16 protein-coding genes are annotated in these 11,855 nt (G+C 42.3%); 9 read left to right on the top strand and 7 right to left on the bottom strand.

Annotated features, from left to right (window positions below; translation table 11 throughout):
• Positions 1 to 98 precede the first annotated feature (98 nt).
• From FGU46_RS03010 to FGU46_RS03000, 3 genes are all read left to right on the top strand, one after another.
• Positions 99 to 443: a DUF2178 domain-containing protein gene (locus tag FGU46_RS03010; protein WP_286476374.1), complete on the top strand. Its 345-nt coding sequence runs from the start codon at positions 99 to 101 to the stop codon at positions 441 to 443.
• A gap of 97 nt (positions 444 to 540) precedes the next feature.
• Positions 541 to 735 (top strand): helix-turn-helix transcriptional regulator, encoded by a 195-nt coding sequence (locus FGU46_RS03005; RefSeq protein WP_286476372.1) that lies wholly within the window; start codon positions 541 to 543, stop codon positions 733 to 735.
• 65 nt (positions 736 to 800) lie between these two features.
• Positions 801 to 1,487: a CPBP family intramembrane glutamic endopeptidase gene (locus FGU46_RS03000; protein ID WP_286476371.1), complete on the top strand. Its 687-nt coding sequence runs from the start codon at positions 801 to 803 to the stop codon at positions 1,485 to 1,487.
• Between the two features lie 29 nt (positions 1,488 to 1,516).
• Here the strand turns inward: FGU46_RS03000 and FGU46_RS02995 are convergent, their stop codons facing one another.
• From FGU46_RS02995 to FGU46_RS02985, 3 genes are all read right to left on the bottom strand, one after another.
• Entirely contained in the window at positions 1,517 to 2,212 is a 696-nt protein-coding gene (locus tag FGU46_RS02995; RefSeq protein WP_286476370.1) for a DUF116 domain-containing protein, read from the bottom strand.
• 88 nt (positions 2,213 to 2,300) lie between these two features.
• On the bottom strand, positions 2,301 to 2,765 hold the full coding sequence (locus FGU46_RS02990) for a hypothetical protein (RefSeq protein ID WP_286476369.1): 465 nt from the start codon (positions 2,763 to 2,765) through the stop codon (positions 2,301 to 2,303).
• Between the two features lie 8 nt (positions 2,766 to 2,773).
• Complete coding sequence (locus tag FGU46_RS02985; RefSeq protein ID WP_286476368.1) at positions 2,774 to 2,926, bottom strand: hypothetical protein; 153 nt, start codon at positions 2,924 to 2,926, stop codon at positions 2,774 to 2,776.
• Positions 2,927 to 3,098: 172 nt separating this feature from the next.
• Here FGU46_RS02985 and FGU46_RS02980 point away from each other — a divergent pair, with 172 nt between their 5' ends.
• Positions 3,099 to 5,099, top strand: coding sequence for a VWA domain-containing protein (locus FGU46_RS02980; RefSeq protein WP_286476365.1), 2,001 nt, complete (start codon positions 3,099 to 3,101; stop codon positions 5,097 to 5,099).
• 17 nt (positions 5,100 to 5,116) lie between these two features.
• The gene (locus tag FGU46_RS02975) at positions 5,117 to 5,680 is read left to right on the top strand and encodes a flavin reductase family protein (RefSeq protein ID WP_286476364.1); all 564 of its coding nucleotides are present in this window, start codon (positions 5,117 to 5,119) and stop codon (positions 5,678 to 5,680) included.
• Positions 5,681 to 5,732: 52 nt separating this feature from the next.
• Here the strand turns inward: FGU46_RS02975 and FGU46_RS02970 are convergent, their stop codons facing one another.
• Positions 5,733 to 6,140, bottom strand: coding sequence for a response regulator (locus FGU46_RS02970; protein ID WP_286476362.1), 408 nt, complete (start codon positions 6,138 to 6,140; stop codon positions 5,733 to 5,735).
• Between the two features lie 197 nt (positions 6,141 to 6,337).
• Between FGU46_RS02970 and FGU46_RS02965 the strand changes: the two genes are divergently transcribed.
• The 4 genes from FGU46_RS02965 to FGU46_RS02950 all read left to right on the top strand — a co-directional run bounded on the left by FGU46_RS02965 (position 6,338) and on the right by FGU46_RS02950 (position 8,622).
• Entirely contained in the window at positions 6,338 to 6,847 is a 510-nt protein-coding gene (locus FGU46_RS02965; RefSeq protein ID WP_286476361.1) for a DUF367 family protein, read from the top strand.
• Positions 6,848 to 6,850: 3 nt separating this feature from the next.
• On the top strand, positions 6,851 to 6,997 hold the full coding sequence (locus tag FGU46_RS02960; RefSeq protein ID WP_286476360.1) for a 50S ribosomal protein L40e: 147 nt from the start codon (positions 6,851 to 6,853) through the stop codon (positions 6,995 to 6,997).
• Between the two features lie 79 nt (positions 6,998 to 7,076).
• Complete coding sequence (locus tag FGU46_RS02955; RefSeq protein WP_286476359.1) at positions 7,077 to 7,820, top strand: phosphoglycerol geranylgeranyltransferase; 744 nt, start codon at positions 7,077 to 7,079, stop codon at positions 7,818 to 7,820.
• 124 nt (positions 7,821 to 7,944) lie between these two features.
• Positions 7,945 to 8,622 (top strand): DUF169 domain-containing protein, encoded by a 678-nt coding sequence (locus FGU46_RS02950; protein ID WP_286476357.1) that lies wholly within the window; start codon positions 7,945 to 7,947, stop codon positions 8,620 to 8,622.
• Between the two features lie 78 nt (positions 8,623 to 8,700).
• On the opposite strand, the gene FGU46_RS02945 is transcribed toward FGU46_RS02950, so the two are convergent.
• The 3 genes from FGU46_RS02945 to FGU46_RS02935 are packed head-to-tail and all read right to left on the bottom strand — an operon-like array spanning position 8,701 to position 11,812.
• On the bottom strand, positions 8,701 to 9,372 hold the full coding sequence (locus FGU46_RS02945; RefSeq protein WP_286476355.1) for a nucleotidyltransferase family protein: 672 nt from the start codon (positions 9,370 to 9,372) through the stop codon (positions 8,701 to 8,703).
• 12 nt (positions 9,373 to 9,384) lie between these two features.
• Positions 9,385 to 10,572: a hypothetical protein gene (locus FGU46_RS02940; RefSeq protein ID WP_286476351.1), complete on the bottom strand. Its 1,188-nt coding sequence runs from the start codon at positions 10,570 to 10,572 to the stop codon at positions 9,385 to 9,387.
• A gap of 25 nt (positions 10,573 to 10,597) precedes the next feature.
• Positions 10,598 to 11,812: a Mur ligase family protein gene (locus FGU46_RS02935; protein ID WP_286476349.1), complete on the bottom strand. Its 1,215-nt coding sequence runs from the start codon at positions 11,810 to 11,812 to the stop codon at positions 10,598 to 10,600.
• Positions 11,813 to 11,855: the final 43 nt, after the last annotated feature.

Here is an 11,855-nt window from a genome sequence, read left to right as displayed (position 1 = left end):
TTTAAGCCACCCTAAGAGGCACCCCATGTTAATTAAAATAGACTTTTAGTAAACTTTATATAACATAATGTAATGTGTAGTTTACATAAGGTGATTTGATGAACTTGCAAAGATTGGGAATGATTCTAAAGATAACTTCGGGGTTTGTTACCGCTCTATGGGTAGTGGGGCTGGTGATAGGGAATATTTATCTGGTTTTACTGGCCTTCATAATACTTTTAATGGTGATACCAGTTATTTACGTTTATAGGGATAATCTAAAGGAAATCTTCCAGGGTGACCCTACGGTTATTGTGGAAGATGAGCGAACCCAATTAATAAATGAAAAGGCAGCAACCATGACATTAGGAATCTCAGTTGCGGTACTTATCTACGTGGCAGTGGTAGTTATTGCCCTGCGAAATAGTTATCCTCAATATAAACCGTGGGATATGCCTTGTTAGTGTCAGCTGCATTTTCACTGTTTATTTATTTCCTATCGCGGGCCTACTACAATCGGAAATACTAAAATATTACAAATGATTAAAAAGATCAGATACTATGAAAAATAAACTAAAAGTTTTAAGGGCCATGCATGATCTCACCCAGGAGGGACTGGCCCGGGAGCTGGGTGTGACCCGTCAGACCATCATTGCAATTGAGCGAAACAAATATGATCCATCCCTTAGCCTGGCCTTTAAGATGGCCCAGTTCTTCCAGGTTAAAATAGAGGAAATATTCAGTCCCGAAGAGTGATAGCTGATGGGGATATATAAACAATCGTGAAAATATACACGGGAAAAATATACAATCGTGGAAAAATGCATCTATTCCGCCCAGATTCCGATAGAGAAAACTTCTGGAAACTTATTTTCAGGATAATCGTGGCTCTGGTATTGATCCAAATAGCCCGAGCCCTGGTAATGAACAGCTTGTGGTTTGCATTTGGATATACCAATAACCTGACTCTTTTCCATTTATTCAATGGACTAAGCTTAATTATAGTGGGAACTATACTCTTATTATGTTTTAAACCATCTCTAAAGGATCTAGGACTTGATTGGGACGATATTGGTTTAAGAAATAGAATACTCTACCTGTTAGGCAGTATATTTCTCATATTCATGGCTCTAACTCCTTACATCTTGACCGTGGATCCTGAGATGCTGGTTATCGGGGTGGTTTTTGGAATAATAACCCCTTTATTTGAGGAGATGCTATTTCGGGGTTATATATGGGGAAAATTCGATAAAAAATCAGAAAAATCAGAATACAATGGTGTAATAACCGGGATAACTGTAACACTACTTTTTGGTATCTGGCACTTAGGTTATGTGGACGTGTTTCTCATTCATCCTTTGAAAGTTGGAAATCTAACCATACTGCTGCTATCCAAACTAGCCATAGGTCTTGTTTTGGGTCTGTTAGTAGGTTACGCCCGTTTAAAAACCGGAAAAACTTACCTCTCCATTATCCTGCATGGATTATGGAATGTAATGGCGCCTTAATTAATGGCAGCAAAATGGAATGAAATTGATCATAAGGTCTTTTTGGTGTAGGAGTCAGTGGTGCATCCTTTCCTCTTACTAGGTTCCCCAAGTTCTACTCCCATTTTTTCCAGTACAGCCCGGCTATCCACTTTGGTATTGACGCAACCGTCCCTTAAAAGGGGCACACCTTGACAGTGGAATTTGGAGAGTTTATTCATGGCCAGGTTCAAGTCCTGGTAGCAGGCTACACCTAGAACAGCCTTAAACCGGTTTTTTTCCATAATATTTTTTAGGAAAGTTGAGCCCGGGATTATAAACACCTGATAGCCCATCTCCTCCCCTTTATTCTTAAGAACACCAATCACGCAACGATTACAATTCTTACAAACCAAACCCGAGGATTCCAGGGTGGCTTCACATTCAGCATTCCGCAGGCAGTGGGGTAACACTAAAATTTTATCTTGGGGTTTTATCCGATTGAAAATCTTTTCGTTTACTTTATTGCGGACTTCTACCCCGATCTGATCCACAATCTTATCATCCACGCCCACTTTATCGGCAAACTTCTTGAAAAGTCCGTAGAATACGTCAATTGTAAAAAGAAGTAATCTGGGGAATATAAGACGATCTTCCTTTAGTAATTTTCGGCCCAGAATTAGGGTTATAGATAACAGGGCCAGGAGCAAGATACCGGCAATGAAAACTATTTGTCCGAATATCTGATAAAATTCAGCAAATAACATGTTTTTCTCTTGGAATTTACTCTTATATTAAAGTACTTATTAACTAATAAAAATAAACTCATACTCAACTTTGACTAATAATAAAAATTTATAGTTTTATTTTTTTCCAATTAACTTGGGTTCCTTTAATTTCAATCCCATTAGTAGTAGCATTTATTTTTATACCGGATAGGTCATCACAAGCGCAAAGAATGTCCTGTTCCGGGTGTGTGCCGGGTTGAATCTGACAATCCAAGCGCACCATTTCTCCGCAGCTAACCACCAGCGGTAACCTACGTGAGGTGGGATGACCATCAGGCAGAACCACTAGTGGTGCACCCATTTCCCTTAGAAGGTAGATCATGGATTTAATCCCCTTCTCCACAGTGGGACCAGTATCAAAAGCAGAAACAGCAATCAGATCCTCTTCTCCCAAAAAAATAGCAATCTCTTCCAGGTCCGGAGTTCCCATGAATATGCTGCCCTTCCTGGCGAATTTGGCCAGCCCGACAACTCCGGTATTACCACATAAAAATAAAACCTCATCCGGTGCTAAGGGCAACTCTGTTAACATGTTTTTTTTTAGATTTCCTCTACGTTATCGGACTGGCATGAGGGGCAAACCACCCTCCTTCCCATACCTTTAAACTCATTTTCACAATCCAAACAGCGGTATTTTTTGGTTTTGAGTTTTTTCATCTTAATATCGGCCATGGGGCCGCCAACGGTACACATCTTATCACCAGCCTACATTATGTGTGCCCTGTTATTTATGATTTTTTATAAATTTTTTTAAGTGCAGTGGCAGATGTGGAGTTACCACAATATTTATTGGATTGATCCCATAGTATTACCATTAATTAATGACTTAACTTCGGAAAATGAATGACTAACCATTTAAAAAACGGTGAGAATATTGAAAAACCTTATTTTTCCATTTTCAGCTATTGTTGGCCAGGAAAACGTAAAAAAATCACTTATACTTAATGCTATAAATCCATCCATTGGGGGGGTACTCATTAAAGGGGATAAGGGCACCGGTAAGACCACGGCTGTACGTGCCCTGGCAGACCTGTTACCGCCCATCAGGGTGGTTAAGGGATGTCCTTTTAACTGTGACCCTGAGGATAAGGATTCCTTATGCGATTCCTGTAAGTCTGGTGACTATGAGGTGGAAGAGAAGAAAATGAGAGTGGTTGAACTACCTCTGGGAGCAACTGAAGACCGGGTGGTTGGTTCCATAAACCTTGAGAAAGCTCTCCGGGAGGGAATTAAGGCTCTTGAGCCAGGAATATTGGCTGAAGCAAACCGAAATATCCTCTATGTAGATGAAATCAATCTACTGGATGATAACCTGGTGGATGTGCTCTTGGATGCCGCCGCTTATGGCGTTAATGTGGTGGAGCGGGAAGGAATCTCACTGGCCCACCCTTCCAATTTCATACTGGTGGGTACCATGAATCCTGCTGAGGGGGATCTCAGGTTACAACTATCGGACCGGATCGGCCTCCACATCTCGGTACAGAGTCTTCTGGACCTGGAGGATCGGGTGCAGATCATGAATCGTCGTGAAGAATTTGAAAAAGACCCAACTGCATTTCGAAAAGTTTATCAGGAACAACAGGAACATATACAGGCCAGCATCATCCAGGCTCGCCATAATCTGAATAAAGTTATGGTCCCCAGGATTATAATGGAATTAATTGCCAGAATATCCCTGGACATGGGGGTGGATGGGCACCGGGCAGATATAGCTATTCTGAAGACAGCAAAAACCATAGCTGCTTACCGGGGCCAGGAACAGGTTAATTACCGCCACGTGGAAGAGGCCGCCCTCCTGGTGTTGGGGGAAAGAGTTCACAAACAGTCCTGCGATCAGGAACAGATACGGAAGAAGGTGGAAGATGCCCAGTCCCAGATGCAGGATGAAAAAGATAAGGAAAAAGAAGAACAATCCAGTGCAGAAGAGCGAAACATCAGACAGGATCAGAGTCAAGGTGTCAGTGTCTCATCGGAAGAGTCCGAAGGGAAAGCTAAGGGAATGCAGCTGAAAAGTAATGATGAAAGGGAAGAAACCCCGGAAGCAGAAGAAGAGGGGGTTGATATAAAAAAATTGTTAAAGATGAAGGGTAAAAAAAAGAAACGTCTCTATGGACGGAGTGTAGACTCTAAAACAGAAAAAGGGCGCTATATCAAGAGTAGACTCCCCCGTGGGGATTCTCGCGATGTGGCCATAGATGCTACTCTTCGAGCTGCCGCCCTTCACTCGGAAGGTTCCATTAAGGTTAGAAGTGATGACATCCGCCATAAGGTCCGTAAGCACGGAGCCCGAGCATCCATCGCCGTGGTGGTGGACATCAGTGGGTCCATGATCAGCGACCGAAAGGCTAACCGGGTGAAGGGTATCATGGACAGCATTATACAGGACACCAACCGTCATCAGGACAAGATAAGTGTAATCGGATTCAAAGGGAAGGAAGCTGAGGTCATCGTGCCCACCACCAAAAGGGCTTCTTCCTTTCAGGAGCAAATTGATAGGATAACCGTGGGAGGAACAACCCCCCTGGCATCTGGAATGAAAAAAGGCTTGGAAATTCTAAGAAAAGAGAATAAAAAGGGTGAATTTGTACCCTTTATGGTTATACTCACTGATGGTATGCCCAACGTGGGAATTGAAGAGGGACCCATTCCTGATGCTTTGAAGATAGCAGAAAAACTTCAGGAAGATGAAATCTTAACCATAGTCATTAACTTTGAACAAACAGCCCGTTACGGTAGGGATATGAATATGGAACTGGCCATTGCATCCGGGGGCCGCTACTATGATGTGCAGGAGCTTGAAAATCCGGGCGCCGCTGTTAACAAGATTCTAGATTTTGAAAGAAATAATTTATGGCCTAAAGCTTAAATTTTGGAGGAACAATTATGAAAAAAAATTTAGGGCCGGTTAATTGCTTGTATCCAATGCCGGTGACTATTGTTGGTTCCATAACAGATGGAAGGGTTAATTACATGCCAGTGGCCCATGTGGGTATCATGAACCATGATTTACAGAGCTACATAAGTGTAAGTATGGCCAAAATCCACTACACCACTGCCGGTGTTAAACAAAACAAGGTCTTCAGCGTGAACCTGCCTTCCCAGGATTTAGTGGTGCAGACGGACTACTGTGGGCTGGTTTCTGGGCACGATATAGATAAATCAGACGTTTTTGAAACTTTCTACGGGGAACTGGAAACCGCTCCCATGATCGTTGAATGCCCAGTCAACATGGAGTGCCGATTATACCAGCTGGTGGACTTTAAGACTCATGACCTATTAATTGGAGAAATAATATCTGCCCATGCTGATGAATCCATCTTAACCAATGGTACTATAGACATGGATAAATTAAAACCCATGCTATTTGATATGGGCAGAAAAGAGTACTTCAAATTGGGAGAGTCCTTCGCCAAGTGTTGGGGTGTGGGAATGAATTATAAAAAATAATTAAATCAGTTAAAGAAGTTAATTAATTTAAAGAGATTGATAACCAGTAATTTTAATCATTACTCGCCACGAATTTCATCCGGGCAATGGAATGATTTATGGCCGTAACCAGGTCCTGCCCATCATACTCTCCTTTAAATAGATATTCCTGAGCACCGGACCTCAGGGTTTTCAGCGCGATTTCCTCATCAAAGAGGGATGTGAATATTACAATGGGAATCTTGGTGGCCTGTTGGTGAATGGATTGAAAAGTTTCAAAACCAGCACTATCTGGAAGACCCAGATCCAGAAGAATTACATCAAATTCATCATTTTTCAAAATTTTAAGCCCCTCTTGAAGTTTATAACAGTGTTTAAGCACAAAATCAAATTCATGAACCCTTTCCAACATGGCCTTAATGGACTCGGCATGTTGGGGGTCGTCTTCCACTAGAAGTACACTTGGGGGCTTGTATTTCATAAAATCACCAGTATTTAATGAAACTGTATATAATGAAATGTTAGTGGGTAATATAAATCTAAGTAATTGGACAGTTTGGACAACTTTAATAAGTAAAAAATAATAAATATTTTTATAGTATCATCATACTCAATTTCAATACTCAATTTTTTCTTAACCATATGTTTGAGCAAATCACAAGTTTTGAGTAATATTTCATGAAAGTAACTGTATATCACGCTGAACAGTGCGATCCCAAACGTTGCACCACAAGACGCCTGGATAAGAAAGGCTACATAAAAATGGTCACTCACCTTAACCAACTTCCTAAGGGAGCTCTAGTATTAGATCCCTTTGCAACCAAGGCAGTTTCGCCAGAAGACAGGGAAATGGTTTTAAAATATGGTATTGCTGGTTTAGATTGTTCATGGAGGAGAATTGATAAATCTTCACCTATATTTCGCGGTAAGAAGAATCACCGATCCCTCCCATTCCTGGTGGCTGCTAATCCCACCAACTATGGCAAGCCCTGCATACTGTCCACTGCAGAGGCAGTGGCCGCAACCTTTTATATAGTGGGACTGAAAAATAATGCTATCCAGATAATGTCCTCCTTCAAGTGGGGACCTCATTTTCTAGAGCTCAATCGGGAGCTTTTAGAGGCCTATTCCCGGGCCGAATCAAGTAGGGAAGTTGTAAAGATTCAGAATGAATTTATAGGAGGCTAAATTATGGCTAGATTTGAAGAAGCAGAGAACAGGTTATTCAAAATCAAAATATGTCTTAAATGTAACGCTCGAAACCCGCCCACAGCAAAAACCTGCCGCAAATGCGGATATAAAGGCTTGAGATTCAAGGCCAAAGAACCACGGGGTTAATCATACCTCCCTGGCCCATCTGGGCCTTAAATTAATTTATTGTTTATTTTTTTGATGTGAATGTCTTGAAGTGATAAACATGATAGTTGAAGAACATGTCCAAAATTTACTTAAAAAGGGCAAAATACATCTTACTTTACTCGATCCAGATGAACAAACTCCTCAGGAGGCTTTGAAAAAAGCTAAAGAAGCCGTGGCCGCTGGAAGCCACGGGATCATGCTGGGAGGTTCCATAACCAACTCCCAGGATCTGGACGCTACCGCCAAGATAATCAGGGAGAACCTGGACACTCCCATTATACTCTTTCCCGGTAATACCACCGGGGTGAGCAGTTATGCTCATGCCATTTTCTTTATGAGTGTTTTAAACTCCACCAATCCCTACTGGATAATTGGTGCCCAGGCACTTGGTGCCCCACTGGTCAAAAGAACGGGGATACAGACTATCCCCATGGGTTACATAATTGTAGAGCCAGGAGGCACAGCAGGATGGGTGGGAGACGCCAAAGCCATTCCCCGTAACAAGCCGGATATTGCCGTGGCCTATGCACTGGCTGCGGAGTTTCTGGGCATGCGATTTTTATATTTGGAAGCTGGTTCTGGAGTGGACAAACATGTGCCCGCCGAGATGATTGGCGCCGTTAAAAAGTACACCAACCACACTCTGATTGTGGGTGGGGGAATAAGAACCAGAGAGGATGCTCAAATAGTGGCTGCGGCTGGTGCTGACATCATTGTTACCGGCACTGTGGTTGAAGAGTCTTCCAACGTTAAAGATAGGATTAGAAATATTTTGGATGGAATTAATTCAACTAAGATTTGAATTTAAAAATGAATTTTTTTTTTGTTTTTTTTTTTTTTGAATGCCAAATTTATTTTTTTCTCCAACAGATGGTTAATAGAAAATTTTATGGTCATAATCACCCAATACTATTTAGGTGAAAATTATGTGCGAGGCAAATGGATATGATGTTATATCCCAAAAATTAAAGGATAATCTGGGGCTAAAAAAATCTCCTGTTGCGATAAAATTCATTTTAAGGGCAGAAGATCTTCCAGAAGGAGTGCCTAAGATTTCAGAGAATGTGAGGCACTGTCAAATGGTGCAAAAAGCCAGCCAGGGCGAAAGTTTCTATGCTACTGCTGAAGAACAGATGTGTAAAGGTGGAGCAGCAGCTTTAGGACTCATGGAACCTCCGCAGAAGGTTAAAACTGGTGAATTTTATTATGGGCTGGGCAGGTTCTCCAGTATTGGTTCAGCAAAAAAGACCATGGACTCCATCCCCAAAATCGATCCTATAATGTATGCGCTGGTTTATATGCCCTTGGAAGAAGCTAAATTTGACCCTGACGTTATTGTCATTCTTGCTAATCCTGCCCAAGCTCTGAAACTATCCCAAGCCCTAGTATACACCATGGGTGGACGTGTAGAAGCAGATTTTGCAGGCATACAATCAATCTGTGCTGATGCCGTGGCAGGACCTTTCCTTCGCCGAAGACCGAACATCACCCTGGGTTGCAGTGGATCCCGCCAGTATGCTGATATAAAAGAAGATGAAGTTATTGTGGGGTTAACCGGGGAGAATATAGGTTGCGTGATCAACGCCCTGGAAAGCATGGCCTAAAAAAAAATTAAATTGCCTGTTTGATGAGATCTTCGGTCTCATCCTCTTTTAAATTACATTGAATTCCATTCCTTCAATTTATTCTTTCTTCAGGAGTTCTAAAACCTTCAAGTAGTCATCATACCGGTTAATGTTTAAAAGCTCCACTTCATCCTGGTGCGGAACACCATAGAATTTAACACATTCCCTGATCATCTTCCCGAGGATTGGGTTGAGATTATCGGCATCGCGGGGTAGGAAACGCATTAGGATGTTTCTGTGGCAGGCAAAGGGCATACCCAATCCTTTAGCAGACTCTAACTGTCCAACTGACCTCCGGGCCAGGATAGATATGGTGTTTTCGGGTTCAGCTGAGTTAAAAAGAGTGTCCACCAAATTTTTTAAGGTCGAGGTAGTAACTGTGGGCTGGTCGGCGGCCACGCATAAACAGTAATCGGTCACGGCATTTAAAACGCCGTTGAGAAGAGTTTGAGATAATTCCACATCTCGATCCGGGTTGACTATTATCTTGAGCCGTTCATCATCCACATCGTCTAGAACTGGAAGTAATTCCTCCTGGTAATGGCCTAGAACCACCAGACACTCCCCTACACCGACATCTAGAACGTTTCTAACAGTTCTGGTTAAAACTCTCTCGCCATCAATCTCCAGGAGGAGTTTATGTCCATAAGGTATTCCTCGATCTTTTAAATCCTGCCTCATCCTGCGGTTTTTGCCGGCAGCAGTTATTATGGCAGAGATGGGATTCAAAAATTCACTTCCTCATGGTAAAAACTGTATCACTTGAGTGTAGATGCGCATACTGGCTCCACTTCCCTGGGTCCACATGATTATCTGTACCGGGAAGTCACTGGTGTTATTTACGAATATATCAGTAGTTGGGTGGCTTTCTATGGCCACTGAATAGTATCCTCCACTCATACCTCTGGGCAGGGGGAATCCTATCTTCATAACCGCTGATCTTAAGGATCTTCCGGGGGGGCATGCTCCGTGGCTTACATATCCTCCTTTACCATCTCCCGAGGCGTTCTTATCGTACACCCCGTAGAAAGTTATGTCATCTTTTCCACTGGAGGCCGTGTGAGGGGGAATTATGGTCCCATTCCACCCAATGGCAAACTGTTTACCATTCAAAGCCCGGGTGTTATCGTCATATTCGGGATAAGATCCCATGGAATCCACCGCACTGCTTATAACCTGCTGACTGGTGGCACCGTTGTAGGCCATCACCGGGGTTCCACCGGGGTACTGTTTCATGTAGTCCTTTACTCCGGCTCCAAAGTAGGTCACGATCTGGGAAGGAGTAACCGGGTTTCGCCCATCGCTGAAACGGGATATCTGGTAGTCGAGGGTAATGTTGTCTCCTACATCGGACTTATTGTACCATTTCTCGAAATTTTTAAAGCTAACGTAGTCATGCGGGATGGTACTGTTACTCATATCTGATAAAGACACGGTTTTAACGGTATTACCATTCTCCCGGATCTCCAAACCGTTTTTGGTTTTTACTCCAATGGTATAAGGCGTTTTAAAGCCCCATACGAAGGTGTCCGGTGGACTGACCACCAGTTTGTCATCCCTGACGGTAAGATAACCTGGACCTTCAAATCCCTGGGCTGTCCCCTGGGAAGAGATGGTTTCCCCTGTAATTTCTTGAAAGGGGGTTTCTACGGTTCCAGTGGATAGGGCGGTGAAGAATTTTAGATATTTTCCTTCAAAAATGAGATCAATAATATAATCCGGATGGTAAATACTGGAAGTTTTACGTACCTTGGAGTCATCCACCACCTTGGTTCCCGCCAATACGGTGTTTCCTAAATCCGTGGAAGCTATTTCATTAGGTTTTTGGGCGGGAAATTGATCCTCAATCATATTCCCAAGTGGATACATGGCTACCGCCAGTATTATTAATAATAAAATGCCTACAAATGATTTTTTAAGGTTTACCATCTTTCACACCTTTATTTTAAAAAATTTAAAGATCATTCTCCAGTAGCTTTCTTCTTATTCTCATTAAGTTTTCCTGGCCGTTTCCACCCAGGAAAACTGTTAAATTACTTTCCAAGGATTTTTTGGCGAACTCCATCACTTCTTGATTGTTATCAAGTTCTACAATTTGACCGGTATAATTTTCCAGAACCTTTTTTGCTTCAGCCACCGTGTTATCCAATCCAGGAAACAGGGCTATGATTTGGGGCTGGTGTTTTTCTATTTCTTTTAATATCTCAAATCTCCAGGGTTCGTTTCTGCGTGGAGTGCCTACAATGGCCACCTGAAAATCGACTTCACGCATTACAGCTTGAACAGCGTCAACGTTATCAGTTTTCCCGATAACAAGTTTAGAACCGGAGATATCCATTATCTCGGTTCGACCGACCACCCCTTTGAAACTGCCAAGGACTTCATCTACCAACTCACGCCGGATGCCCATTACTTCTGCCACTTTGGCGGAAGCTGCAGCATTCTCCTGGTTGAATTTACCGAAGAGTTTCAACTTCCTTTCATTATCCTTATGGAAGTAGTGGACTTCACTGGAACTTTTTCCGAGTTCCACCAGTAAAGGATCATCCTGGTTAAGTATGGTTTCCTTATCCATGATAAATTCCCTTAATGAATTTAGATAGTTGTTCTGGGATTGATGGATATCCAGGTGATCTTTTCCCTGGTTGGTTACCACCACTAGGTCCAGATCAAAACTGCCCCGACAGAAATTCAGGGTCATATCACACACTTCCACCACCATAACGTCATAATCATTATTTTCTGCTTCTAAGATGATTTCTGTGTAACCATGAAACCCTCCACCAGCGTTACCTCCAACCAGAACTTTATACCCTGCCTTCTGGAGGATACTGGTGATCATGAGGCAGGTGGTGGTTTTACCGTTGGTACCGGTAACTCCTATGGTTAGGGTTGATTTATGATGGGTAAAAACATCTGATAGTAACTTGTCATTATTTTGAAATGATTTGAAACTATTTAAGTTCCATAAGCTGGGACTTATAACCACCGCATCTGCAGATCTTATCTTTTCAAAGTTATGAAACCCCAGATCAATTTCAAGCCCGTCCTGGGGTTCGATAGGGATATCTAAATCTAGATCGGATGCATAGACATCCATGTTACGATCTAAAAGAGATTTTAAAGCAGATCTGCCCTCTACTCCTAAACCAACTACAGCCACCCTCATTTAACCTACCAAAATATAGTGATGAAATTCTAAATCTCTTTAA

Source organism: Methanobacterium sp. CWC-01 (genome assembly GCF_030323845.1).
GTDB lineage: Archaea > Methanobacteriota > Methanobacteria > Methanobacteriales > Methanobacteriaceae > Methanobacterium > Methanobacterium aridiramus.
This window is presented reverse-complemented; position numbering and strand designations above follow the sequence as displayed.

Coding starts and splice junctions, on each gene's coding strand:
- FGU46_RS03010 (WP_286476374.1), top strand. CDS start 99: ATGAACTTGCAAAGATTGGGAATGATTCTAAAGATAACTTCGGGGTTT.
- FGU46_RS03005 (WP_286476372.1), top strand. CDS start 541: ATGAAAAATAAACTAAAAGTTTTAAGGGCCATGCATGATCTCACCCAG.
- FGU46_RS03000 (WP_286476371.1), top strand. CDS start 801: ATGCATCTATTCCGCCCAGATTCCGATAGAGAAAACTTCTGGAAACTT.
- FGU46_RS02995 (WP_286476370.1), bottom strand. CDS start 2,212: ATGTTATTTGCTGAATTTTATCAGATATTCGGACAAATAGTTTTCATT.
- FGU46_RS02990 (WP_286476369.1), bottom strand. CDS start 2,765: ATGTTAACAGAGTTGCCCTTAGCACCGGATGAGGTTTTATTTTTATGT.
- FGU46_RS02985 (WP_286476368.1), bottom strand. CDS start 2,926: ATGTGTACCGTTGGCGGCCCCATGGCCGATATTAAGATGAAAAAACTC.
- FGU46_RS02975 (WP_286476364.1), top strand. CDS start 5,117: ATGAAAAAAAATTTAGGGCCGGTTAATTGCTTGTATCCAATGCCGGTG.
- FGU46_RS02970 (WP_286476362.1), bottom strand. CDS start 6,140: ATGAAATACAAGCCCCCAAGTGTACTTCTAGTGGAAGACGACCCCCAA.
- FGU46_RS02965 (WP_286476361.1), top strand. CDS start 6,338: ATGAAAGTAACTGTATATCACGCTGAACAGTGCGATCCCAAACGTTGC.
- FGU46_RS02960 (WP_286476360.1), top strand. CDS start 6,851: ATGGCTAGATTTGAAGAAGCAGAGAACAGGTTATTCAAAATCAAAATA.
- FGU46_RS02955 (WP_286476359.1), top strand. CDS start 7,077: ATGATAGTTGAAGAACATGTCCAAAATTTACTTAAAAAGGGCAAAATA.
- FGU46_RS02950 (WP_286476357.1), top strand. CDS start 7,945: ATGTGCGAGGCAAATGGATATGATGTTATATCCCAAAAATTAAAGGAT.
- FGU46_RS02940 (WP_286476351.1), bottom strand. CDS start 10,572: ATGGTAAACCTTAAAAAATCATTTGTAGGCATTTTATTATTAATAATA.
- FGU46_RS02935 (WP_286476349.1), bottom strand. CDS start 11,812: ATGAGGGTGGCTGTAGTTGGTTTAGGAGTAGAGGGCAGATCTGCTTTA.